We start from the raw sequence: 26875 nt of genomic DNA on the forward strand, positions 1-26875 counted from the left end.
AGTAAGTTTTAGTGTCTTGCAAAATACAATTAACACAATTGATGCCAATTTTTCAACACTAAGACCCTTACTATGCAGCATTTTCCTTCATAAGTACCTCATCCTTATCTTTTACGATCAGACAGAGTAAGCCGGCAAAGATCATGGAGCCGCCGCCTATAATGAGCGCATAGATAAATTCGCTATTGAAAAAAGTGGAGACAAGAAACCCGAGGATACTAGCCGCAACTATCTGAGGGATAACGATGAAAAAGTTAAAAATCCCCATATAGTACCCCATTTTTTGAGCCGGAAGAGATGATGAAAGCATGGCATAAGGTATGGAAAGAATACTTGCCCAGGCTATGCCGACACCCACCATAGAAAGTATCAACCAGTTAGGATCCGTAATAAAATAAAATGAGATCAGGCCGGCTCCACCACAGCTAAGGGCTATCAGGTGAGTCATCCTTCTGCTGGTATACCGTGCCAGATAGGGAAGGAGAAGCGCTGCTATGGCTGCTACACCATTGTATCCGCTGAATAACAGGGAAACCCAGTCAGCGCCGTCATTATAAGCGAGACTGGTAGTGTCTGTTGATAAATAGATATGGCTGGTTACTGCTGAGGTGGTATAGATCCACATGGCGAAGAGGGCAAACCATGAGAAAAACTGAACAAAGGCCAGTTGGATCATGGTTTTTGGCATATTTTGAAAGTCTCTTACGATTTGGACAAAGCCATTTCTATACCGGTTCTTTTTCATGAACAGTGAAGCCAGAAAATAGGCAAACCCAAATAATGCCAGAACACCACAGAGTACATACAACTGGGGCTCCAGGTCCTGTGTGTAAAACCAGATGATGAGCGCGGCACAAATGGCCAGCAGCACCAACCCAATAGTCATATAAGTATTCGGAGAATATCGTATTACGATGGGCTGGTCTTTGTGTGATTCATGATGCTCCTCTTCATCGGGTGGATATTCTTTAGTAGAGAAGACTGTCCACATAACGGCCGTGAAAAATGCCAGGGCTCCTACGTAGAATGACCATTTTACATTAGTAGGGATCTGACCTTCTGCCAGTACGTCATCGGTAATACCAAAGATATTCGCAAATATCCACGGCAGCGCAGAAGCTACTACGGCACCTACGCCGATAAAAAAACTCTGCATAGCAAAGCCGGTTGTTCGTTGCGATGGTGGTAACATATCACCCACAAAAGCTCTGAACGGCTCCATACTGATATTGATGGAGGCATCCATGATCCACAGTGTTCCGATGGCTATCCATAGCGCGGGTGAGTTGGGCATAATGATCAGGGCAATAGATGCCAGAATAGCGCCAATGGCAAAGAACGGGCGTCTGCGGCCCCATTTTGGATGCCAGGTACGGTCGCTATAGTAGCCAATTATAGGTTGAACAAGCAGGCCTGTTACGGGTGCAGCCAGCCAGTAAAACGCCAGGTTTTTAGTGTCACCACCCAGCGTTTCAAATATTCGGCTGGTGTTGGCATTTTGCAGGGCAAAACCAAACTGTATACCTAAAAAGCCAAAGCTCATGTTCCAGATCTGCCAGAAACTCAATCTGGGCTTTTCTGATGATAAAGATACTTTCTCCATAGTCGGGGGTTAATTAATAAAAAGAGTTCGTACTAGCAACATCTTCTTATTCAAAAGGTGATTTTTATAAAATAATGAGGTTGTTCCGCAGTCCAACACTTATATCAACAGTCTTTCTGACCGAGTCCCGATAATTATATAATTATCGGGACTACTAAGATCGAAGATCCGCCTTATAGCTTAGGAAGATCCCTCGTTACCTCCCCGAGTCAAGCTCGGGACAGGCGGGATTACCGGTCTTTTGAGACAATCTCTTCTCCTAATTAGTGTCTCTAAGAAAACTCACAATTTATCGTCATTGCGAACAAAGTGCGGCAATCCCCTCTTCTTTGACGTGCATTAAGAAGGGATCGCTTCGATTCCTTCCCGTGGCAAGCCCGGGACAGGCGCGATGACGACAAAAATTTTCTTAGAGACACTAATTATTTGGCAATGACAATGTACTGATATGGTTTCAACTGCCTTACATTAGCCAAATCCACGTCTTCCCCGCTCATGTAATCCTTCCCTGTTCCTGATACCTGCAACTGTACTTGTTGTTCCTTGCTGCTAAGGTTAAGCACTACAACCACCTCGTTATTGCCTTTTTTCCTGGAATAAGCCATTACATATTCGTTGCCGGCATCAATTCTTTCAGGAATGGCTCCATATTCACCACTCCATAAGGCCTGGTTATCTTTTCGAAGCTTAACCAGTTTTTGGTAGAAAGGCGTCAGGTCCATTTTATCATTCCAATCAATGGAATCTTTTTCGAAGAAAGCAAGACGTTTGTCTAACCCCACTTCCTGACCGCTATAGATCATAGGCATGCCATAGGATGTGAAAATAAACACTGCAAAAGCCTTATGTCCATCGCCATACCTTTCGAAAACCGTACCTGCCCAGGCGTTTTCATCGTGGTTGGTAGTCATCAGCATTCGATAAGGACTGTGGCCATAGCGGGCAAGGTCCTTTTCCATCAGCTCAAACAGCGAGGCGGCAGATTCTTCTCCTTTGGCAACTGCTTCGGTGGCGTGTAGTACGCTCCAGTTATAAGTGGTATGAAACTCCAGGTGCATACGGGGTTCATCCCATTCCGCAAGCCAGAAAAGATCTTTGAGCGGATCTAATGCGTCTGTTGCTTCCTCCCAGAAGTACAGTGGTATCTCGTGGCCTGCATGATCGCACCTGAACCCGTCAATATCAGTGGTCTCAATCCAATATTTCATTTCATCGATCATAGCGATTCTGGTTTTCGGATTCGTATGATCCAAAAGAGCAATATCTGTCCAGTCCGCTTCATAAATAATATTTCCTATACTGTCTTTGGCATAATAGTCAGAACGTTCTGTTATCCACGGATGGTCCCAGGCAGTATGGTTTGGCACCCAATCCAGAATTACGTACATGCCAAGTTCATGGGCCTTGTTTACCATTTCTTTAAAATCATCCATAGTGCCAAACTCAGGATTAATAGCTCTATAATCTTTTATGGAATAGTAGCTACCGAGGCTGCCTTTTCTGTTTTTCTCTCCAATCGGCTGAACGGGCATGATCCACAAGATCTCAGTACCCAGCTCCTTAAGCCGGGGGAGGTGCTTTGAGAAGGCTTTGAAAGTGCCTTCCGGAGTATATTGCCTGATATTGACCTCATAGATAGTCATATTTTTGGCTAATTCCGGAAATTCCGTTGCTGCCATAGGCCCCGCTTCAGAGGCTTCTGGCTGCTTACATGCCAAAAATGACATAAAAAAGGCAGTGATAACCAGTGTTAGTTGTAAGTGTTTCATGTGTATATGTTTAGTATTGAGATATTAGCATTTAGCACCGAGAGTCTATTGTGCTACCAATTGTCTTTTGTGTTAATTTCTACTCAGGGACTCACGACTATGTACTCAAGACACTTCTAATTTGCCTATTGCTTTTCCAACCACCGACTATTCACCCTCGCCTGTCCCGATTCCTGTCGGGGACTTGCCCCGATCACTATCAGGCCTGGTATGGCTTTGCTTTATAGTTATTGCATATGTACGGGATTGATATTAAAAACTACATATTAATACAGGGTTACCTTAAACGCCTCGGCCCGGTTTTCGAATTCGACAAACCGAAGATCTTTTACCTGTAACGCTTCATTGGGTTCTGTATAAATAGGGTCGAAATTAGAAATCGGCTCTATAAAACGATAGGTAATTTCCTTGATCTCTACCATGGTTTCATTAACTCTTACCGAATCAAAATCGAAGCCATGCAGGCATACCCTTATCTTGTTATATTTGGATTTGTATTTTCCTTCTGCTTCAGACACAATAATGGAAGATTTGCCGGGATCATATTTGATAGTTCTCTTAAGGTAGCTGCCCTGTTGGTAGTTATAAGATTCACCATCATCTTCATAATATGTAAACTGGCCTTCCTCTTTACCTTTATAAACGTGAAGTTCCAGTACATCGCCCAAATCACAAGTATTGTCACCGACAGATGGCGCCACCGGAATAATGGATGATGCCTTTATAAAAAGAGGTAGCCTTTCAATAGGGCATTCGGCTATTATTGTCTCACCACCTTTGTATGTTCTGTCTGTAAAAAAATCATACCATTCTCCTTCAGGCAGGTATACTTTGGTCAGGTGTTTTGTGCTTTCCACAGGAGCCACCAGAATATTTTTGCCAAACATATACTGGTTGTGATATGCAGGGTCATAGATTTTTTGATCGTGCGTATAGTCTATGGCCAGACTTCTCGCTACCGGTGTGCCGGTTTGAGCAGCTTCGTAAAAGGCGCTGTACAGATACGGCATCAGGCGGTACCTGAGCTTTATGTAATTTCTACATATTTCCTCTACTTCTTCTCCGAATGCCCATGGTTCAGAATCACGACTGTTGATCATGCTATGACCTCTGAAGAACGGAGAGAATGCACCAAGCTCCACCCAGCGGGCAAATAAGTGTTCGCTGGCATTTCCGACAAAACCTCCTGTATCGAAACCGGTAAAAGCGACACCGGCCAGTCCCAGACTGTTGACCAGTCGTACTCCCAGGAGCATGTGCTCGTCTGTAGCTACGTTATCACCCGTCCATACCGCTGCATAGCGTTGTACTCCTGAAAATCCAGATCTGGTAAGGTTGAAAGGACGTTTTCCTTTAAGTAGATTCCTGGCTCCCTCATAGGTACTTTTGGCCATTTGCATACCATAAACATTCCTTGCCTTTCTTGAGGTGGCTTTTTCTCCTTCCATATCAAATTCAATCAGGTCGGGAAGCATTTGCCCCCAGGTAGCAATCTCGTTCATATCATTCCAGAATCCATGGATGCCGAGATCTACATAGTCTTTAAACTTTTCTTCCCACCATCTCCTGGTTTTTGGATTGGTAAAATCAGGAAAATGACACCAGCCCGGCCAAACCTGACCACTGTAATATTCACCATCCGGATACTTTAGAAATATATCCTGATGTTTACCATCTTCATAAGCTTCATAGCCTTCTTCTATTTTTATACCGGGATCACACATTACTACCACATGGAATCCCAGCGAGCGGAGATGGTCTATCATTTCCTTAGGATTGGAAAATTTCTTTTTATCCCAGGTAAATATCTTGTAATCCTCCATGTAGTGAATGTCGAAAACTATCACATCGGCAGGTATGTCTTTATCTCTGAAAGTCTGTGCTACAGTAACAGCCTCTTTATCAGGATAGTAGCTATAGCGGCATTGTTGATACCCTATACTCCAAAGGGGAGGGAGTGGCATTTTTCCCGTAAGGTGGCTATATGATTGAATGATATGATCTACGGAATCGTGATGAATGAAGTAGTAGTTCATATCACCGCTATCTGCCGAGAAGCTGGAAAAACGATTATTGGAAGCAGCGAAGTTGAAATGAGATTTATGTGTATTGTCAAAGAAAATGCCATAAGCCATCTTATGGTGGACGCCAATGTAAAAGGGTGTTGAGCAATAAAGAGGATCACTTTCGACCCCATAGGCAAAATGATCGGTATTCCAATGCTGGTAGCCATGTCCCTTTCTATCCAAAGGACCTGTTTTTTCTCCCAGTCCAATAAAACGCTCGCCATCCTGTAACTTTTTGTAAGTGGTAACCTGCTCACCGATCCAGGAGGTGCCAAAAACGTCATCTTCATTGATTATTTCACCTCTTTTATTATAAAAGGTGAATTTTACAGGTTGCTTGTCAACCTTTAAGGTGATATCGCTGGTTCTTATAGTCAAATAATCACCAGCGTCTTCAAGTATGTAGTCTTCAAAATCCGGCTGAACAACCACGGCATACGAATGGTCATCGTACAGCTCATTACGAGTGATGTGTATCCGAAAAATATGGGGTGAGTATACTAATATTTTAAATTTCGAAGCTTCCGTTTTTCCCTCAATGCCATTTGTTATTTCTTCATATTGCATAAGGTTTCCAAGTCCGTTATTGAGGTTGTCTTTTGTCGATGGATGTGATATGATCATTAGTTGTTAATTTACAGAAAAAATGCTAAAAAAACCGGTGTTTTTTCACCTGCGATCAAAACGAAAATAAAGATATTATTGGTTAAAAATCGTCCATTCCGCTCAAAAAAATCACGCAAACGATTGCGTTATCGGTTGTATGAAAAAATCTATGTCAGGACAAACAGTGATTTGCATAATATAATTCTGAAATCGCAGAAAATTATTTGTTCAGAACTTAAGTGGATTGCAACCTATTTGGGAAGCAGATTATTCAACTGGCATTGGTCTTAAAAGGCCGGATAACTTTTGCCAACAAGCTAACCGGCCCGGGTTTAAGATTTAACTACGGAAAGCCCATTTATGACCTAAATATTTTCTTCTTCCAGCTCTCTGATGAGGTTATCGACAGCTTCAACGAATTGAGTTTTCTGTTGAGGGTCGTTCAGGTACAGGTTTTTTAATTGACGGGCTGTATAGTCATTAATGATAAAATGGTTAAGAAAAAAGTCGATTTTATCCTCTTCATTTTTTAATCTTTTGTATGCAGTCCGTTGGGTTGGGCTTTCTAGAATATATTTTACTTTATCAATAAGGAAGCTGCTTTCAGAATGATTCCTGCTTGCTTCCTCGGATCCTGAGGGGGTTATCTTAGTCGACATAGAAATCATTTTTTGGTGGTTTTTAAAGTTGCTGAACTTTTCTTAACCCGAAGAAGCAAAAAAATGCTGAATCGATAAAATGCTATGATGGGATGATGAAGGTGATTCTTATAGGTAAAATTACTCAATTTTATAGGTAAAATTACCCAAGCTTCCACATTGTGTTTTTCTATTAAAGCCTTGACTTTCATGTATTTCCGTATAAAACGTATTGTGGTGGGTATGTTGAATTATTTTTTTTAGTTTTTTTATTTCATGATATTAAGGCCTGTTAGATCAATCGCTGATAAAACACTTACGTCTTAGTTGGACTTGATGCAAGTAAAACCCCGGCCAATTTGGTCGGGGTTTTTTAACGAGGGTCTCTAAGAAAACTCACGATTGAAACATCAACTATAACAAAATGTAACAACCCTTTCTGTGTAGAACTTCATTCAGAGAAAAGTTGCTCCTCCATGTTATTATTGTCGCGCAAGAGTATTTTTAGAGACACGGGCGTTTTAGTAAAGGTAATCTAAGGCCGTTTTGTCATTGGCATTGAAAGGACGGTCGGAACCATCAGAGCAGGCCAGCATCCAACTGGCGGGATCTCCCGTAGTAGGAGTGCCTGGAATATGGTTAGCGCCCACACCACCATCTCCTTCGTTACTCGTGCTTCCTCCGCAGCTATAGCTTCTGTCCATGTAGTCGGTGTGTCGGAAGCCGATGCAGTGTCCCATTTCGTGAGCAATTGTAGTGGTGAGCGCACCGATATCGCTTACGCCATCGTAGTATGAGCGGGTAAGCAATATCTCATTGTGTGGATTACCACTGGCTGTCGGAAACCCTGCAGAACCAAGGATGCCAAACCATCCATACCACCATGGAGAAGGCTTGATAGCTATATCGGCCCCGGAGGAGCTGGTCACTCTTTGGAATGTAAGATTTAAGCCTTCTGCATTATATCTTGCTATTGCAGCATCAGTGGCATTAAAATACTTAGATGAAAAGCTGGTGCTTACAAACACTTTGATCACTCTAGGCATTCCAGTTACCAGGTTGTCGGTGTGGTATTGTTCTTCAATGGCAAGTATGTTGGCAGGCCTCATCTCGTCAAGCCTTGATTCAGCAATAACAATGTCTCCCTCTACCACGAGAGAACCGTTGTACTTGAATACATCGGTGGTTTTAAATCCAAGGGAGGCTAATTTGTTAAGGGTTTCCGGTGATACCGGCTCTTTTTCGGGGGCAACGCTCTCTTGCTCACATGCGGCAAGAAATACCATAGCCATAGCTATGGCCGCTAGTTTTAGGTTTTTCATAATACAATTGGTTTAGGTTTGAAAATCGTTGAGATGAAATTACAAAACGATCGGCTAATATGCTCCTCGAAATGGCTTCGGATATTACATGGAAAAGGAATGGGAGGGGATTATGGGAACGGCAGTGAGATTGGGGGTACGTGTTGCGCTGTTGCTAAACGCGCGCCAGCTTATGTCAGCTATTGCTGATAAAAAAAGCCCGCTCATCCAAAGATCAGCAGGCTAGCTATTTAGTCTTTGTAAGAAAACTATAGGTGTCTTTAAGAAAACGTCAAGATCAAGGCTTGCGAAGGCCCAAAAAGCGGAGCGTACTGAGGTACGTGGGCATTTTTGGGACGAGCGTAACGCAGACATTGGCGTCTTTCTTAGAGACACTATTTAGTTCGAGTTATTTATATTAACAATCATCCAAAGGAAGATTCTTCGTTTCAAAGCCGATGAAGCTGAAAACCAGTACATCCGTATGGTCAAAAGCAGTAATTTTAAAGTTGCCGTTAATGTCGCTTACTGTGCCAACATGCGTTCCCTTGATAACAATATTCACTCCTGGCATCGGTTTGCCATCCGGCCGTGTTATTATTCCGGTTATAGACAGGCCATCCCGTTTGGTTTGAATAGTCATCCGGCTATCGGGTGAATCTTGTGCTTTGTCAACTGCTATTTTTGCCGCTTCATTACCTAAACTAAAGGTTATAGGCAGCACAATCCTCTGCTTTACCAACTTGCCGCGTTGAGATGCAGGTTTGAATGGTTCGATCGTTTCCATAGCAGCAATCGCAGCTTGGCTTAATGTCTGATCAGGGCTTTTTACTGCTTCAATATTGGTCAGGGAGCCATCGGTGTCAACGATAAACTGTATATATACCTTACCTTCAATACCGGCTTGTCTCGCTTTTTGCGGATATTTTAAAACTTCTGCCAACTTTCTATACATTTCCTCATATCCTCCTTGTGGCATGGCTGGCTCTTCCACAATTGTGAATGCTTCATCGCTGTCTGCATTCACAAAATTCTTCAGTGGTCCTGATTTATTAACTATTATACCAATCCTTTCCCTCTCCTTCCACACCTTTATGTATGCGATCGTGTTGGGGTCCAGGTTTTTGAGTTTTTGCAGTTCTTTCTGGGTAGTGCCATCAGTTTCTATATATACAAAATCTGCTTTTGGATATTGCTTTTGCAATCTGTCTAACTCCGGTTCCAATTCAGCGGGTAGTGTTGTTTGCGAGGCTGTTTCCATCACGTCATTCACATCTTGCATCACTTCATCATTACAACTGAATACTGTCACAATAAGGAGAATGATAGGAATAAGACTTACCCATTTCCAGGTTTGCAGTTTGGTTTTAGGCGCTTTCATCATTTTGATTCTTTTTAAGGTTATAGATCGGTTAAAGTGATGGCCTATTGACAAGCTCATTTGCTTTAAGGCCATTTTTGCCAAAAGGCTACTGTATTGCTGCTCATCGGTACTTTGCAGGACGGACTGATCTGCCAGGTATTCGTGTACGTTCTGAATGCTTTGCTTCATCCACCAGGTTACCGGATTGATCCAGAAGATGATCTTCACCAATTCCATGACCAGTACATCCCACGTGTGGCCTTGTTTAATATGCACGATCTCGTGGTCGATCACACGTTTCTTTTCCAAATCAGATAGCAGAGCAGTGTTGTCAAAAAACAACATGTTGAAAAATGAGAATGTCGGCAGTTGTCCATCTGTAGGGATAAGCAGGTATCCTTCGGTTTTTGTGATCGCTTTCTTTTTCAGTTGGCGGAATTGAAATATCTGGAACAGTTGGTAAAGAAATACTGTCAGCAATACGATAACAACAGACAGATAGCCAAATCCCGCCCACATTATCCACGAAATGCCGCTGGTAGAGGCTTCAGGGGTGCTATTGTTCTGAACACCAATCACCAACTCGGGAAGGGTGAGCGCCTGTAGGTCCGATACGATCGGCACCGCATTTTCTCCGGCAAAAGGATTATCGAAATGCAGTAGCGGCAGGATCAGTGCCAATAGCGCGGTGCCGGTAAGGTAATAGCGCGAGAAGCGAAAATGGGTATCGTTTTTTAATACCAGGTAATAAAAAAGACCCAACACAAGAAGACAAATATTGGCTTCCAGGATATAATTGATATAGCTATTCATTGTCTTTACCTTTTAGATCATCTTTTACATGCTTCATCAGTTCGTCCACATCTTTTACATCGAGATCATTTTCTTTGGCGAAAAAGGATACCAAACGTTCGAATGAGCCGTTGAAGTAGCCGGAAAGAAAATTGTTGAAGTAGAATTTACTATAGTTATCCTTTTCGATTATCGGATGATACTCATGCGTTTTGCCATAGGCAGTATGCCCCACAAATCCTTTTTGTTCCAGTATCCTCACAATAGTGGATACGGTATTGTAGGCCGGCTTTGGCTCCGGAAGCTTTTCTATAATGTCTTTTACAAATCCTTTTTTCATTTGCCAGAGGATCTGCATGATCTGTTCCTCGGCTTTGGTCAATTCTTTCATAGGTAATAGCAGGGTTAAAAAAATATCTCGTAATGCATTGATCCAAATCTAAAACTAATTTTTTAGTTTTCAAACTAAATTTATAGTTAATTAAGTTTGAAACGTGATAGGGGCAGGAGAGTACCGACATCGATCATCAGTAACCCAACGACTAATGACCAGCAACCAGTAGCCAGAAACAAGAAACAAGGAACAAGCACCCAGCCCATTCATCTCCAATATCTGCAGTTTACCTGCCTACCTGGGAGTTTTAGCGTTACCGGCTTTTCAGAATAGTAGCTTATCCATACCTTAGTGTCAATAAAGCCAACTATAGACAACGAAAATCCCCTGGAGCAAGGTTCTTCAGGGGATTTTTTCGTTCTACTTGGTGGGAGCAGTCTACCGGCATAGTCAGTTAATATCCCTGAAGGTGGATCAGGCAAAAAAGTTGGGGACCTAGAGTAGTTAACAATTTGACCTCTTAACACCTCACCCCTAACAGGCTGAAATACAAGCTCAGCAGAATCGCCCTCTCCTCAAGGAGAGGGATGTACAGACAGTAGTAAAACAACAGGATTTTGATGGGTGAGGTGTTGTGAGCATAAAAAATACTGAGAGTCTACTATATACTTGCTGATCTCTTCAAACCAGCATCCTATTTTAAAGGAACAGTGTGATCAACAACATTTACATCACCTCCCCAGAAATATTGCTTGATCCCTGAAGGTATTCTAACCACAGAGATCCCGGGGAAAGAATTGAGTTAGCGAAGGATCGTTCTCGGTGTTCCTCTCTTAGCCCCTCTAAATCCTCTGCGGTTGATTATTGCCTAAAATTTTTAACAGAAACTTATCCCGACCACAAAATATTCCTTTATTATTGAGCAGCCGAACCAGTCATGAGTATTTAGTCGTGAGTATTGAGCGGAAGACGGTAAATACGCCCGACAAAATTAACGTACTCTGGTCTCAATACTCAATACTAATGTCTCAATACTAAATATATACAAATGAAAATATCAGGTCATATCATCGACATTCCCAACAGGTGCATATATAAAGGAGAGATCGAGGTGGAAAACGGAATCATTAAGAGCATAGCGGAGAAGGAAGTAGTAGAAGATCAATACTTGCTGCCTGGATTCATTGATGCCCACGTTCATATAGAAAGCTCAATGATGGTGCCTTCTGAGTTTGCCAGGATGGCCGTGGTACATGGTACGGTAGCAACTATTTCAGATCCTCATGAGATCGGCAATGTGCTGGGCGTTGATGGGGTGAATTATATGATCGATAACGGGAAGAAGGTGCCTTTCAAATTTTATTTCGGGGCGCCTAGTTGTGTGCCTGCTACACCTTTTGAAACAGCAGGAGCCGAAATAGATGTGGATGGGGTGGAAGAGTTGTTGAAGAAAGATGAAGTGAAGTACCTTGCAGAAATGATGAACTGGCCCGGTGTGCTTCATGGCGATCCAGTAGTGAAAGCAAAAATAGCGCTTGCTGAAAAATATGGAAAAGTGATTGACGGACATGCTCCGGGATTAAAAGGCGAGCAGGCCAGACAATATATTGAGGCCGGCATTAGTACCGACCACGAATGTTTTACGGCAGAAGAAGCGCTGGATAAGTTGAAACATGGCATGAAGATCATCATTAGGGAAGGCAGCGCAGCTAAAAACTTTGAGGCCCTTATCGGGTTGATGGAAGAGCACTGGGAGAATATGATGCTCTGCTCCGATGACAAGCATCCCGATAACCTGGAAGAAGGCCATATCAACCTATTGGTGAAAAGAGCTTTAGGCAAAGGCATAGACCTGTTTAAAATACTTCAGGCAGCATGTCTCAATCCCATTGACCACTACAAGCTAGAAGTAGGGAAGCTTCAAACCGGTGATCCTGCAGATTTTATTGTAATAGATAATCCTGAAAATTTCCGGGTAAAGCAGACCTACATCAATGGCGAGCGGGTAGCCGAAGGAGGCAAAACCCATATCAAACCGGCTCAAAATTCAATAGTGAATCAGTTTGAAACGGATTTCAAGATTGCTGAGGAATTTGCCCTGGATGCCGATGGCAAAAATATCAGGATCATCGAGGCATTGGACGGTCAACTGATCACTAACGAGCTACTGGATACCCCAAAGGTAGAAGGTGGCTATGCAGTGTCGGATACGGAAAGGGATATTTTAAAAATAGCCGTTGTTAACAGGTATAAAAATGCTGTGCCTGCCGTTGCTTTTATCAAGAACTTTGGCCTTCGTGAAGGTGCTATTGCCTCGTCCGTTGGGCACGACTCTCACAATATTATTTGTGTAGGAGTAGACGACCATTCGATGGCGCGTGCGGTGAATATGATCGTTGAGGCAAAAGGTGGTGTCTCAGCAGTGAATAGTGATGCTTTGGAAATACTTCCGCTACCCGTTGCAGGTATTATGTCGGAGCGGGATGGCTATGAAATTGCCAAAAAGTACAAAACCATCGATAAAATAGCTAAAAAAATGGGTAGCAAGCTTGATTCTCCATACATGACACTTTCATTTATGGCTTTGCTTGTTATTCCATCATTGAAGCTCAGTGATAAAGGCCTTTTCGAAGGCAACCGTTTTGAATTTGTCAATGTGTTCGGATAAAGACGATTTAAGTCTTTTTTAAAGGCTTTAGGCCATTCGTGCCAAACAAACTTTCTGCTTGTGAGGTTAGGAATACTGATTGTAGCTAGAAAATGCGTCTGATATGGCCAATCAAAAAGACGATACTCCATCAGTAAAACAAAGTAAAGTACCTTTATATATCTCTCTCGGCATCATTGCTGCACTTGTGCTGAGTTATTTCTTTATTCCAGGGGTACAGGATTTTTTCAATAATGCCTGGCGTATACTTACCAGTGACGATGAGCAAAGAATAAGTGCCTGGGTAGATCAATTCGGTTTCTGGGGGCCAATTGTAATTATCTCGGCCATGATACTGCAAATGTTCCTGATTGTGATCCCCACTCCATTACTCATGGTGGTTTCCGTATTAGCCTATGGCCCCATCTGGGGAGCGCTATTGGTGTTAGGGGCCGTTTTTTGTGCCTCATCCATCGGTTATGCCATTGGCGCCTATCTCGGCCCAGCGATAGTAGGAAGGATATTAGGCCGGAAATCGGAAAAGAAGGTGGAATCTTTCATCGAAGACTATGGCTTTTGGGCTGTAGTGGTGACGAGGTTAAGCCCTTTTTTATCCAATGATGCTATTAGTTTTGTAGGGGGGATCCTTCGCATGGGATATTGGAGGTTCATTGGCGCTACGTTGATAGGCATTAGCCCCCTCGCTATTTTAATTGCGCACCTGGGGCAAAATAGTCAGCGTCTGAAAGATGGACTGCTATGGGGATCGATAATCAGCATAGTGTTGTTTATTGCTTATGTGTGGTGGGATAAAAAAAGAAAGGGCTAAGTCTTTCCATTCCATTCCAAAGGGCTTATTTTTCAGCTTAAATAACAGGAGGATTTACTATGACTGCAGTAAACATTATTGGCGCTTACCACTCAAAATTCGGTAAACTGGAGGAAGAATCACTTTATAGCCTGTATGAAAAGGCGATAAAAGGCGTACTTGAAGAAGCACGGTTAGGGGCCGAAGACATTGACGCAGTCTTTGTAGGCAATTTTAGTGGAGGCACTTTCAATAACCAGGAAAATATAGCTTGCTATGGTGTAAATGCCTTACCCGCTCTGCGTCATAAGCCCATGTACCGTACTGAAAACGCTTGCGCTTCCGGTTCGTCAGCAGTACACATGGCCGCCATGGCCATACAATCGGGCATGATAAAGAGGGCTGTGGTTATTGGCCTTGAAAAAATGACCTCTCTGGAGACGGCAGGCGTATCCAGAAGCCTGGCGCTTGCTACCTACTGGCCGGAAGAGGGAGCACAGAATGTGACTGCTCCCTGTATGTTCGCACAGCTTGCGCGGGGGTGGATGAAGAAATATGGTTATAGTGAAGATAAGTTAAGACCATGGTTGGCTGAGGTAGCCGCAAAGAACTATGCTCATGCGGCTCAAAATCCGTTGGCTCATTTGCAAAAACCACGCTCCAAAGCGGAAATACTTGATCTGCCTGACGAGAAAAATCCTGTTATCGATGCTCCGTTACGCCTGCACGACTGTTCTTTGATCTCGGATGGGGCTTCTGCATTGGTGCTGCAAGCCAATAATCTTGGTAGCAACGGATCTCAGCCAGTAGCGCTTACAGGTTTTTATAATGCCAGCGATTATCTTGATAATTTCGGAAAGAAGAAATCCGACTCTTTTCTGGAGGGAGCTTCTGTAGCGGTAAAAATGGCATTACGACAGTCAGGTATGTCCATAGACGACATGCAACTGGCGGAAGTGCATGATTGCTTTACCATTACAGAGCTACTTCTGTACAGCGCCATGGGGTTGGCCGCTCCTGGGAAGGAATTTGAAGCGCTTGAAAGTAAACAGGTGTTTGCAAATGGCCGGTGCGTGATCAACCCATCGGGTGGATTGAAGGCCAAAGGTCACCCTATAGGCGCCACAGGAGTGTCAATGCATGCCAGTGTTTACAGGCAACTAATAGGAGATGCCTATGGACTGCAAGTGCCCGATGCAGAAGCGGGGATGGTGGTGAATATTGGCGGATCAGGTACTTCTAATTGTGTTTCGGTATTAAAACGAGTTTAATCCCTTTCATTAATAGCGCGACCGAACTATATCACCTAAAGTTTTCAAGGCCTGATCAACCGCCGGAGTAAAGGGCAGTCCAAAACTTATTCGCATATAGTTGCTAAAATCGTATTTTTTAGAAAAAATTTGGCCCGGGGCGAAGCTAATACCCCATTTGAGGGCTTCATGGTAGATGTCCCATGTATTTGCTCCTGGTTTTAAGCTTACCCAAAACACATAACCTCCTTTGGGCTGTGTTACTCTTACATCATCGGGAAAATAGTCATGAATAGCCTTTAAATACCTTAGCGATTGCATATAGAGCGCCTTTCTCAATGCTCTTATATGCAGGTCATATCTGCCGTTTTCCATAAAATGAGCCACCGCTGCTTGTGTAAGGGTAGGGGAAGCAACAGACTGGTTCAGCTTGAGGTGAAGTACTTTGCGGTATTCCTTTCCCGCGATGATCCAGCCCACGCGGTACCCGGGAGCCAGGGATTTGGATACAGAAGAGCATAGAATGACATGATCAGCGGTATCATAGGCCTTGCATGTTTTAGGTCTGAAGTCATCGAAGTGTAAACTACCATAAATATCCACTTCTATAAGCTTTACGTTGTACCTCTGTATAAGCTGCACCAGTTGTTTTTTCTTTTCTTCAGGTACACAGGCACCAAGTGGATTGCCGAAGTTAGTAACAAAAACGCAGACCCGGATCTTGTCATCAACCAAATGCCTTTCAAGCACTTGTAAGTCAATACCGCTATGTGTATGCGTTTCTATTTCAACGGGTTCCAGTCCTTTATTTATAAGCGCCTGATGAATGCCGTAGTAAGTAGGGCTTTCTATAGCCACTCGGTCTCCACGGTTAGTAGTTGCCTGAAGCGCCAGGTTGATCGCCTCAAGACATCCGTTAGTGATAATTACTTCGCTGGGGGTTATTTGTGCACCTGCATCAAAAACCAGCCGGGCAATCTGCTTTCGGAGGCCTTCATTGCCTTCAGGCCTTTCATAGGATAGCGCCTGCTGTGGATAATTATTGAGCACATGATGAACAGACCGCTTCATTTTGGCTAACGGTAGCATGGCTTCCGATGGTGCGTTTATGGAAAAATGGGTCATATTAGGGATGACGGAATGCTGCAAAACAGTTGTGATCATATCGTCAATTTCATGAACCGGTTGCGGGTTTTCAACAAAGGTGTCTGTACATCCGCTGATCTGTGCCGGATTAAATTTGACATAATAGCCTGATCGGGGACGCGACTCAACCAAGCCCTTGTTTTCCAAATCGATGTAACATTGAAAGGCTGTACTTTGGCTCACTCCCTGTTCCTTACTCAAAACCCTTACAGACGGCAACTTATCTCCGGGCTGCAGTGTTCCTGCCGATATCATTTCGACAAAGCGGGTCGATAGCTGATGATATAAAAACATGTTGGTTCAGTTTACAGTACAGTTCTCAGTTCTCAGTTCTCAGTTCTCAGTTCTCAGTTCTCAGTTTCTCAGTTCTCTGTTCACAGTTTCCTGTTTGTATATTATAAAACCGGTCACAGGGTTACTAAATTACTTCGGACTTCCGACTTCCGACTTCGGACTTCGGTCTTCGGACTTCGGTCTCCCGACTTCCCAATCTGTTATGGTCAAAATTACAAAATCTGTATCTGTTTTGCTTTTTGATGATGCATTAGTTTTGTGTTATTACGAAATGATTATAAAAAATGGATTCGACAGCACTAAAAGAGACGGTATTAGAAAAAGATAGCCGGATATTGCCCGAAATAATGGATCGGGTTGTGCAGTATGCATTGGATTATCTGCGGAAGATCGATGATTTTCCTGTGGGGCGAAATGCACCGGTTATTCCTCATGATAGCTTGTCAGATGATAGCATGGGGCTGAAGCAGGCGTTTGGAAGGTTCATTGACCAGTATGAGCAATTGATGGTGGCGTCCTCCGGTCCGCGCTATTTTGGTTTTGTTACCGGTGGCGTTACTCCGGCTGCTCTGATGGGCGACTGGCTGACGTCAGTATTTGATCAAAACCCTCAGGGATTTCAGGATCATGGGGATATTTCGGCTAATATTGAAAGGAACACGATCACCCTGCTGCTCGAACTGCTCAGGTTACCTGAAAGTTTTACCGGTGGGTTCGTGACAGGAGCGACTATGGCTAATTTTTCATCACTGGCAGTTGCCCGGCAGTGGGTGGGCGAACAAATGGGTAAGGATATTGCCCGCGAAGGTATGGATCAAAAATTACATATTCTATCCGCCACTCCTCATTCTTCATCTGTTAAGTCATTGGCCATGTTGGGTATAGGGAGTAACAACCTGATCAAGATAAAAGTACTGGAAAACAGGGAAGCCATGGACATTAACGATCTGGAACAGCGACTGACAGCACTTAAAGGGCAACCCGCCATTGTTATTTCCAGTGCCGGTACTGTCAATACCGTTGACTTTGACGATATGCAGGCGATTTCAACCTTGAGGGAGAAATACAACTTCTGGTGGCACATTGATGCCGCATTTGGAGGTTTTGTGGCTTGTTCATCTAATTTTTCTCACCTCCTAAAAGGCTGGGAGCATGCCGACAGCATAACGGTTGATTGCCACAAGTGGTTAAACACCCCTTACGATGGGGCTGTATTTCTGGTAAAGAAGGATCATGCTACGCTTCAGGTGCAAACCTTTCAGAATTCTAATGCACCCTACCTGGGAGACCCGCTGGCCAAATGCTCCTACCTCAATTTCCTTCCCGAGAACTCCCGCAGGCTTCGCGCACTGCCCGCCTGGTTTACCCTGATGGCATACGGCAGGGAAGGGTACAGAGAAATTGTGGACAACAACATAAAACATGCGCAAGAATTTGCCCGGCTGATCCGTCAGTCATCCCGATTCAGGTTGCTGGCAGATGTGAGGGTGAATGTGGTAGCTTTCACACTTAATGAACAGCAGGTGGAAGCTGAAAAAGTCAACAACATTCTGAAAAAGCTGAATGAGCGGGGTAAGGTATTTATCACGCCCACTATAATGAACGGAAATGCCGGCTTCCGTGCTGCCTTTGTAAACTGGAGAACAAAGATGGCTGATGTGGAGCTGCTGATGAATGAGTTGGATGTGGTGTCTTAAACTCACCCTTGTCAAATCTCTGTCTCCGTCAGTACAGTTATGAACCGTCTGACGGTTTAAAGCCGATGTCTTGACCTATTAGCAGGCACCGATTTTACGCTGCACCCACGTGAAGAGGGAACCCTGATTTTAACTTTTTTCTTTCGGGAACATTTTGCCTCTTAGTGTGGCTAAAGAAGGTTTGGGTTAGTGGCAGTAGCTAGGTGTCTGACGGTTCAGAACCGTCTGACACCGGAGTCATTTTTAAACTCACCCCCGTTCAAATCGTTGATTTGAACTTCCCCTCTCTAAGATTTTAGAGAGGGGTTAGGGGAGCGTTGACCCATTAAACTACGTCATCCTGGAATTTTCGCAGAGCAGCGGAGAAAATATTCAGGATCTCCTGATCTGAGGCATAAGCTGATGCCTGGGTAGTGCCAATAGCGAGGGGATTCCGGATCTTCACTGCGTTGCGTCCGGGATGACGAGGTGGGGGTGTTTTTATGTTACTACAAAATTTTCGTAGCCGCAATGCACCAATTCCCCACCCTGGTGCCACTTTCAAAAACTCCGTGCCCCGTCAGGACGGTTCGAAACCGTCAGACGGATCAAAAGCCAATGTCCCTTCCATTAGCAGACACGATTTATCCTGCACCATGTGAAGAATTCGGGTTTTAAGTTTTTCCTTTCTGGTACATTTTGCCGCAGTAGCCGTTAAGAAGTTGGGGTCGTGGTCTTAGAATACTGACGGTTCAGAACCGTCTGACACCGGGTTTAAAAATAGTATTGCAACCTTCAGTGCTTTGTCCGGGAGCACGTAAATGGTGGTCATTTTAACCCAATTCATGCCACATAAGTAAAAGCACCCATTTTCTCTTCCTGCTCATAAAGCTTCTCAAAGTTTCCGCTCATGTTTTCATATACCTGACTGTGGCTGGCGAGAAATTCTTCATAGGCAGCTTTTGACTGCCACCTGTCGATGAGCAAATACAATATGCTTTCCCGGTCATTTTTAAATAACTGCGACCCGAGGTAAGCTGGTGATTGGCTGAATAATCCGGCCCAAGATCCCTGCGCTCCATACTCATGCTCGAACTCCTGTCTGAGCTCAGGTACAATTTCGTATTTCCAGGTGATGATGTACATTAAAAGAGAGGTTTTAGACAAAAATTATTTGCACGGGCAATATAATATATAATTGTAATTATTTTATATCACTTAATCGATAGTATTGAAAAAAGTCTTATTTGCACTTTCAATTTTCCACAGTTGCCAGCTAGGTTTTTCCCCTCTATTTCTATATATTATAAGATTACAACGTCTATAAAAGGTTAATTTTTATGAAACACTTACAACTCATGCGCCTCTTTTTTATGGGGGCATTTTTTGCACTTAGCCAAGTTGGCTACGCACAGGAAGAACAAACGGAAGACGAGAACTTCATGTTTGAGATGACCCTCGAAGAACTTCTGCAAGTGGAAGTTACCACGGCCTCTAACCGGGCGGAAAAGCTCAACAAAGCACCGGCAACCATCATTGTGATCACCGAACAGGAGATCAACGAAAGGGGGTACCTTGAGCTATATGATGTGCTTCATGACCTGCCCGGCTTTGATCTGTCGCGTGCATTTGGTGATGACAATTACTACGCCTACGTGAGAGGCTACCGAAAGACGACCAGCGACCAGATGCTGCTGATGATCGATGGTATTATTATGAACCATTTATATAATAACAATATGAATGGCTATGCCCAATACCCGCTTCAGAATGTCAAGCAGATCGAGATCGTATACGGACCAGCTTCAGCTATTTACGGTCCGAATGCTTTCACCGGGGTAATCAACCTGATCACTAAGAAAGATGGCGGCAGTTCGGTACTTACCTCTGTTGGGCAGAACAACACCAATATAGTGGACCTGCATTTTTCTCAGAAAGTGGATGACCTGAGCATCAATATGTCAGGCAGGCTGTACCAGAGTGCCGGGCCTGACCTGGAGGGGCGTACCCCGATGCTCGAAGAGGAGCTGTTTACCAACCCATATTACTGGGGTGACTTTGCACAGACTGATTTTACCGGATACAACAGTCCGATGGAGAGCAATTTTCTGAACACCAGTGTAAGCTTTAAAGGACTTACAGTAGGGTGGATTAACTTTTTCTACGAATCAGGGCTGGGTTCCGAGTTTGCCGGAGGTACTTCTTTAAATGCCGGCACCTGGCAGTTTAAAGAAAATACCTTTTACGGCAAGTATGAGGTGAGCAACGATAAGCTTTCCAGCAAAACCTTGCTACGGTACAGAAGGAGTGATATCCCTGGTAGCGCTGCTTTCCTTTGGAGGTGGCTGGAGCAGGGTACAGACACTGTGGTGGTAGCTCCAGGAGGAGCCTTAACCGACTATGGGCTTAACATCCCCAACACGGGAGCTACTGACGAGACTTATGTGGTAGATCAGAACTACCAGTACGCGGAGTATTGGCAGGCAAACAATGCCGGATACTCTCTGTTCCAGGATTTTGCATACAATGCCGTCTCTAACCTGGTGGTAAACTTCGGCTTCAAGTATGACAGGAGAATTCTTAACAGGGACTACGTGATCAACACCTCTGAAGTAATGCGGGAGTATATCCACCGGCGGGATGATCCGAACCGGACACCACTTAATGAAGCGGTGGAATCTACCTTTCCATTCCCGGCACGGCCGGATGATGCTACGCTGGACCAGGAGAACCACAATACACTGGATGACAGAGGGGTCTATGCCCAGGCACAGTATTCTCCTTCCGAAGTGATCACACTTGTAGGTGGCTTGAGATATGATTATAACTCCGTTTGGAAGGAAGTATGGAGCCCGCGGATAGGGGTGGTGGCACAGCCTGCTCCGGGCTTTGTGGCGAAGGCATTCTTCGGTACCGCCTTCCTCGAGCCCTCTGCACGTATCCTGTATGGTGGCTGGCAGGGCAGCTTGTCTAACGATGATCTGGTGCCTGAGAAAATGCGCACGTTCGAAGTTTCTGCTGCATATACCAAAAGTATCTGGTCTGCCGGTATAAATATGTTCTACAACACTGCTCCGGATGCTATCGGACAGGTGCGCGTGCCGGGAGTAGGCCGTGTACCTGTGAATCTAGGCTCGAGACGAATGATTGGCGTGGAAGCCAACGGTAAAGTATTGCTAACAAATCAGGGCTCCTTCCTGTCAAAGTTCAGAGGCGATCTGTATGTGTCGTATATCAAGTCTGAAGAAGACCTGGGCGACACCGGTGACTTTGAAGAAACAGGAAACATGGCGCCTGTAAAAGTGAAGGCTATCCTTACCGGGTTTATCAAAGATCGGCTAAGCATCAGCTTGCAAAACAGGTACATCAGCGAGATCAATACGGTAAAAACCAATCCGCTGGGTAAAATAGACCCTTATTTTGTCAATGACCTGTATGTGCAGTACAACGATGTGCTGGTAGAAGGTATTTCGCTGGGAGTGAAAGTGTACAACCTGTTGGATGTTGACTATTTCCACCCCGGCTACAGAGATGCTGATGCCGGAGAAAGCGGAGTGGACAATGCCCTGCTTAACACCAGTTGGTACAACTCGCGCTTACCACAACCGGAAAGAACATTCATGTTTACATTCAAATACAGTTTTTAGTTTTGGTTATTAGCTGTAAAAAGCTGCCCTCGGATCCGTCCGGGGCAGCTTTTTTTATTGATAGCAGTTTCGGGAATAAGAAAACAGGAGTTATTAGACCTGCCAGTGCCCGGATATATTCCGGGCTCCCGTGGAAAAGGCGAAAACTGAAGTATAATTAACGTGAGTTCGATACAAAACGCTAAAAAAAATAGACGGTCATCCTGCAAGAGGAAGGATCTTCCTATCGGTTCTACTATATCGAACTCATGTTAATTAATGAAAAAGCTATAGGATGCTACAGTTACCCCACCTTAGATTAGTTGAAGTTATAATTTATAATATTTTTAATAAATTATTTGATGGAGATTTGTATTTTGAGGCTTGGAAATGTTGTTGGCCAGTTGCGGTGAAGTGTTTTATAAGTGCTTATAAACATTTGTAAATGCGAGCCAGAACTGAAAGAAGTACTAGATTACTATCTAAAAAATGTGGCTAACAAAATGAATTAGATGGCCAAAAAAGATACAAGGGAGAAATTATTTAAGCTTTTTTCAGCTAACTTAAATGAAGTAAAGCGACACGCTTCAATATCATTAGAACCGGATTTTGAAGATGGTTACATCTGCCCACTATGTTTTGATGTTTTCTTTTGTAAAGACCTATCAAATGCTTCTAAAAATCCGTTAACACTTGAAGACGTTCCTCCTAAATCATTAGGAGGCAACCCAAAAACATTAACCTGCAGAGAATGTAATTCTAAAAGTGGTCATGAGTTAGACACTCACTTACTCATTAGATTGAACGAAATTGATGCTAGGAATTTTGCGCCAAACTCAAAATACAGAACTACATTTTCAAAAGATGGAAATAAGATTAATGGACTTATTGAGGTTGATAATAATGGAGAATTGAGTCTGTACTTGGAACCGAAAATTTCAAATCCAGATGAAGTTAAAAAATTTATGAATGAAGTCTTCCCCACAAGAACCATATACAATCCGCTATTAAATCCTGACAAAATGTTTGATCGGTACAATTCAGAAACCTTTAACATTAAACTTCCAGATCAATCTAATGAACGCAGAGCTGAGATTGCAATTCTTAGAGCTGGGTATCTACTTGCCTTCAGTATATTGGGTAACGCATTTTTGATTAACAGTGGGCTTTATAAAGTTCGAGAGCAAATATTAAATCCTGATCAAATAATTCTCCAATATCCATTTTGGATAAAATATGAATTTCCTGAAGAAATGCTTGGACTTAATATTATCAGTTCACCCAAAGAACTTGGATGTTATCTTATGATTTTCAATCTGAAAACTAAAAGTTCAAAAAAACAGTTTGCCATTGCTCTGCCGGGTCCTTCTTCACCTGGAATAGGGGTTTATAAAAATATAGACTCCTTTCTATATCAAGACGGAGATGGGTTTCAAAACTTACAGTTAGTACATATTCCTGATTTTGCTTTTGTCAGAAATACACAAAATGCTTGGGGAGCACATTTAATTTGGCAGAAGTATTTCGAAAACGGTAATAAAAGTGGCTAATAAATGCTATTGAATGAATGGGGTTTTATCGATCACGATATTTTAGTAGGAATTAAAAAGTTCGCCACAAGTTTTAAATTTAAACCATGGCGTGGCTATGTGCGAGAGGAAAGGTTGGAGCTTTCTAATCCCCACGCATCATAGCTTGGCGCTATATAAGAAAATTTTATGGACATCACGTTATCTTCAATAGTTGGATTTTTGGGTGGGTCTCTTTTGACATTGATCGTCAAAGAGGTGCTTAACCAAATAAATAAAAAAATTGATTACAATCGTGATCTCAACAAAATCACATACCAACGAAAACTTCAAATAGCAGAGAATGCCATAGCATATTATTGGACCTATTTAAACAAGGCTATCGAAATTCAAAAATCTGTTGAAACTCTTGTAAAAGCGGCTGAAAATGAAGAGTCCGAACAGGACATAGATTTTATTGAGCAAATGCTAGTTAAAAATTCTCAGTTAATGGAAGAATTGGGAAGTCACAAATACTATGATATTAATTCAATTCACCTCTATTTTGATTTGGACGATTCAGATAAATGGAATGAAGAAGATTTAACAAACCTTTATGAGTGCTTAGCGGAAGCTCGATTCCATAATATTAATCTACAGGAATGGTTAAAAATTCATAATCACTCAAACGAAAATCATAATGATCAAGGGGCTGAGCATGCTTGGAGTCAAATTGAACTTATACTACCAAAGTATACGAACTCACTCAAATCTTTTGCCGATATTCTTAAGAGGAATCGCGTGGCGATGTTAGCGTCAATCAATAAAATAAAAGAGGATATTGGTAAATAAACTGAAGCCGTACTAGAAAAAAGACTCGCTTCACGACCCTATTCTGCCTCTTTGTTGGTGTTTTCACCAACAAACAATAGAATGCAGTATATTATTTTTCCTGCAGAGGAGCTTCAATTGGTGAGTTAGGGTTTCTAGTAATTAAGTACTCTTCTTTAACTTTTTATCAAAATATTTTTATTTTAACGATCAATATTTTTGCTTAGGGATTTAAGAATTAGTTTGCTTTGATTTATAGGTGAGAACACCAACAAACCCTTCTCAGACAAAAGGTAATATGAAAAAACTTGTAATAATAACGGCTCTTCTGTTTACCTGCCTACATCTTTTTGGGCAGGAAATAGCCATACGAAATGTAAATGTGATCGATGTTGAGAGCGGTAAGGTATCCAAAAATTACGGGGTGTTGATTGCGAATGGTAAGATCTCATGGATTGGGCCGGACAAGAAGATGAAGTTTAGAGAAGGCACCCAAGTAGTAGATGCAACTGGTAAATATCTCATGCCGGGATTGATTGATGGTCACATTCATTTTTTCCAGTCCGGGAGCCTTTATACTCGTCCTGACGTGGTGGATTTAACGGCACAGATGTCTTACCAGGAAGAGCGGGAGAATGGCTTCAACAACAGTATTGATTACCTGAAACGATATTTACGCTTGGGCATCACCACGGTAGTGGATGTTGGAGGACCATTCAACAATTTTGTAATTCGTGACAGTATTTCGAAAACAATTGCCTCTCCCAACGTTCTTGTCACAGGTCCTCTTTTTTCCATTGTTGAAAGAAAGCAGCTCGAGCTGAATGATCCGCCAATTGTAAAAGTTGCTTCAAAAGCCGGAATAGATAGTCTTTTTAACAAAATGCTGCCATACAAGCCAGATTTTGTCAAAATATGGTATATATCAGGGAAGAATTATCCTGCGGAGGAATCTTTTCCACTAGTGAAATATATCGCTGAATTATGTGCAAAAAACGATCTGAAACTGGCGGTGCATGCCACTCAATTGAAAACTGCACAATTGGCAGTAGAGGCTGGAGCCAATATCCTTGTACATAGTGTTGAAGATGAGGTTATTCCGGATGACTTTATCAAAGTATTAAAGAGTAAGGATGTCACCTATGTCCCCACATTGATAGTAAGGAGCAACTATCAGAGAACGTTCGCGGGACGTTTGACTCATCATCCTCAAGACCTGAAATGGGCTAATGCCTTTGCCTACGGTAGTCTAATGGACACTGAGGCTATGGATACTGCAAGCCTTCCTCGTGTTATCAAGTGGTACCGCAACAATGAATTACAGGATTCTTACTTTGAGCCCGACTCTGTGATGCAGGTAAACCTGAGAAAGTTGTTCAGTACAGGAGTAAATGTAGTCACAGGCACCGATGCAGGCAACATTGGCACATTGCATGCGTCATCGTACATCCGGGAGCTTGAGGCCATGCAGGATGCAGGTTTGACCAATGCGGGGATCTTAAAGGCTTCAACTATTAATGCAGCGTCTGGCTATGGTTTGGGTGACAGACTGGGCACTGTTGAGACAGGGAAACGAGCCGATCTGCTTTTATTGAAGAGTAATCCACTTGACTCTCTGCATCATCTGAATTCGCTTCAAGCTGTTATTAAAGATGGCAAGCTTATAGATGTGGATACCATTCTATCAGAATCACCGGAAGCCATAGTACAACGTCAGATCAACGCATACAATGCCCGGAACGTAGACGCTTTTGCAGAAACGTTTTCCGAAGACGTAGAGATATACAACTCCGAAGGTAACCTGAAAACCAAAGGACGTGAACGACTTCGCAAAGGCTATGCAAAAATGTTTGAGAAGGTGCCCGACCTGCATTGCGAAATTGAGAACAGGATAGTGATCAACAACAAAGTCATTGACAAGGAAAAAGTAAGAGTGAATGGAAAGTATTTTCATACTGTGGCCATCTATGAAGTAGTGGACGGTAAAATTGCGAAGGTGCGGTTCCTGGAGTGATTCTAACTTTGATCAGTTTTCATTGCGTTTAAGGGGATTGCTTATAAGTTTAAGAATTGTACACTGTGATTTGTTGGTGAGAACACCAACAAAGGGAAATGCAGCTTTTCAGGGTTAACGTGTGTCTGTAGTGTAAGGCAGTTATTGTCACTAATCGAAAATGTCAAATGAAGAATTACCTGATATTGATATGCTTACTGGCATTACTTGCATGTGATGATAATTCGGATCCTATTGACGACCGTCAGGTAACCTCTGCCAGCATTAAGGGAAGTTGGAATCTTGAGGAATACATAGATGTAGATGGAGCCAAGCACCACACCACATACAGCATTTTTGTCTGGTACGAACAAGGCTTCGAATTTGACGGGAAAAACAGCTTCCATCCGAGGTACGATCCCGAACAGAGATTTGGTGCTGATGAATGGGAAACAGATTATCTTGTCGGACCGGGAACCTACGTTGTCTCCGGTGGCGTCTTAACTCTTTCCTACAACGACCGGATCTATGAAGGATGATAATACCATTATTCTCTCCAACGAATCTCCCGGACAAAACCCCCATAGCCGTTAACTTAAGAGAAAAACGAGCCCCCAGAGGCCC

The 26875-nt window shown here is 43.1% G+C and carries 18 protein-coding genes; 9 read left to right on the plus strand and 9 right to left on the minus strand.

Going from position 1 to position 26875, the window contains the following annotated elements:
- Positions 1-70: 70 nt before the first annotated feature.
- From C900_RS30510 to C900_RS02980, 7 genes are all read right to left on the minus strand, one after another.
- A complete protein-coding gene (locus C900_RS30510) occupies positions 71-1603 on the minus strand; it encodes an MFS transporter (protein WP_009578086.1) in 1533 nt (510 codons plus the stop codon).
- Between the two features lie 422 nt (positions 1604-2025).
- Positions 2026-3372 (minus strand): alpha-amylase family glycosyl hydrolase, encoded by a 1347-nt coding sequence (locus tag C900_RS02950; protein ID WP_009578087.1) that lies wholly within the window; start codon positions 3370-3372, stop codon positions 2026-2028.
- Positions 3373-3638: 266 nt separating this feature from the next.
- Positions 3639-6062, minus strand: coding sequence for a glycoside hydrolase family 31 protein (locus C900_RS02955; protein WP_009578088.1), 2424 nt, complete (start codon positions 6060-6062; stop codon positions 3639-3641).
- A 347-nt stretch (positions 6063-6409) separates the two neighbouring features.
- Positions 6410-6703, minus strand: a complete 294-nt coding sequence (locus C900_RS02960; protein ID WP_157493862.1) for a hypothetical protein — start codon at positions 6701-6703, stop codon at positions 6410-6412.
- Between the two features lie 500 nt (positions 6704-7203).
- Positions 7204-8004, minus strand: coding sequence for a M57 family metalloprotease (locus C900_RS02970; protein ID WP_009578090.1), 801 nt, complete (start codon positions 8002-8004; stop codon positions 7204-7206).
- A 397-nt stretch (positions 8005-8401) separates the two neighbouring features.
- Entirely contained in the window at positions 8402-10159 is a 1758-nt protein-coding gene (locus C900_RS02975) for a M56 family metallopeptidase (protein ID WP_009578092.1), read from the minus strand.
- The gene (locus C900_RS02980) at positions 10152-10529 is read right to left on the minus strand and encodes a BlaI/MecI/CopY family transcriptional regulator (RefSeq protein ID WP_009578093.1); all 378 of its coding nucleotides are present in this window, start codon (positions 10527-10529) and stop codon (positions 10152-10154) included. Before C900_RS02980 ends, C900_RS02975 begins: the two co-directional genes overlap by 8 nt.
- Positions 10530-11520: 991 nt before the next feature.
- On the opposite strand from C900_RS02980, the gene ade reads away from it, so the two are divergent.
- The 3 genes from ade to C900_RS02995 all read left to right on the plus strand — a co-directional run bounded on the left by ade (position 11521) and on the right by C900_RS02995 (position 15198).
- Entirely contained in the window at positions 11521-13140 is a 1620-nt protein-coding gene (ade, locus tag C900_RS02985; RefSeq protein WP_009578094.1) for an adenine deaminase, read from the plus strand.
- A gap of 103 nt (positions 13141-13243) precedes the next feature.
- The gene (locus C900_RS02990) at positions 13244-13948 is read left to right on the plus strand and encodes a TVP38/TMEM64 family protein (protein WP_009578095.1); all 705 of its coding nucleotides are present in this window, start codon (positions 13244-13246) and stop codon (positions 13946-13948) included.
- A gap of 59 nt (positions 13949-14007) precedes the next feature.
- The gene (locus C900_RS02995; RefSeq protein ID WP_009578096.1) at positions 14008-15198 is read left to right on the plus strand and encodes a thiolase C-terminal domain-containing protein; all 1191 of its coding nucleotides are present in this window, start codon (positions 14008-14010) and stop codon (positions 15196-15198) included.
- A gap of 9 nt (positions 15199-15207) precedes the next feature.
- On the opposite strand, the gene C900_RS03000 is transcribed toward C900_RS02995, so the two are convergent.
- On the minus strand, positions 15208-16617 hold the full coding sequence (locus C900_RS03000; RefSeq protein ID WP_009578097.1) for an aminotransferase-like domain-containing protein: 1410 nt from the start codon (positions 16615-16617) through the stop codon (positions 15208-15210).
- 284 nt (positions 16618-16901) lie between these two features.
- Here C900_RS03000 and C900_RS03005 point away from each other — a divergent pair, with 284 nt between their 5' ends.
- Entirely contained in the window at positions 16902-18314 is a 1413-nt protein-coding gene (locus tag C900_RS03005) for a pyridoxal phosphate-dependent decarboxylase family protein (protein WP_009578098.1), read from the plus strand.
- An 822-nt stretch (positions 18315-19136) separates the two neighbouring features.
- On the opposite strand, the gene C900_RS03010 is transcribed toward C900_RS03005, so the two are convergent.
- Complete coding sequence (locus C900_RS03010; protein WP_009578100.1) at positions 19137-19439, minus strand: antibiotic biosynthesis monooxygenase family protein; 303 nt, start codon at positions 19437-19439, stop codon at positions 19137-19139.
- A 194-nt stretch (positions 19440-19633) separates the two neighbouring features.
- Here C900_RS03010 and C900_RS03015 point away from each other — a divergent pair, with 194 nt between their 5' ends.
- From C900_RS03015 to C900_RS03035, 5 genes are all read left to right on the plus strand, one after another.
- Entirely contained in the window at positions 19634-21940 is a 2307-nt protein-coding gene (locus C900_RS03015) for a TonB-dependent receptor plug domain-containing protein (RefSeq protein WP_009578101.1), read from the plus strand.
- A gap of 491 nt (positions 21941-22431) precedes the next feature.
- Positions 22432-23469 carry an HNH endonuclease gene (locus C900_RS03020; protein ID WP_009578103.1) on the plus strand — a complete coding sequence of 346 codons (1038 nt, stop codon included), beginning with the start codon at positions 22432-22434 and terminating at the stop codon, positions 23467-23469.
- Positions 23470-23637: 168 nt separating this feature from the next.
- Complete coding sequence (locus C900_RS03025) at positions 23638-24279, plus strand: hypothetical protein (protein ID WP_009578105.1); 642 nt, start codon at positions 23638-23640, stop codon at positions 24277-24279.
- 277 nt (positions 24280-24556) lie between these two features.
- Positions 24557-26272 (plus strand): amidohydrolase family protein, encoded by a 1716-nt coding sequence (locus tag C900_RS03030; RefSeq protein ID WP_009578106.1) that lies wholly within the window; start codon positions 24557-24559, stop codon positions 26270-26272.
- Positions 26273-26439: 167 nt separating this feature from the next.
- Positions 26440-26790: a hypothetical protein gene (locus C900_RS03035; RefSeq protein WP_009578107.1), complete on the plus strand. Its 351-nt coding sequence runs from the start codon at positions 26440-26442 to the stop codon at positions 26788-26790.
- Positions 26791-26875 lie beyond the last annotated feature (85 nt).

This window comes from Fulvivirga imtechensis AK7, from assembly GCF_000331535.1.
GTDB lineage: Bacteria > Bacteroidota > Bacteroidia > Cytophagales > Cyclobacteriaceae > Fulvivirga > Fulvivirga imtechensis.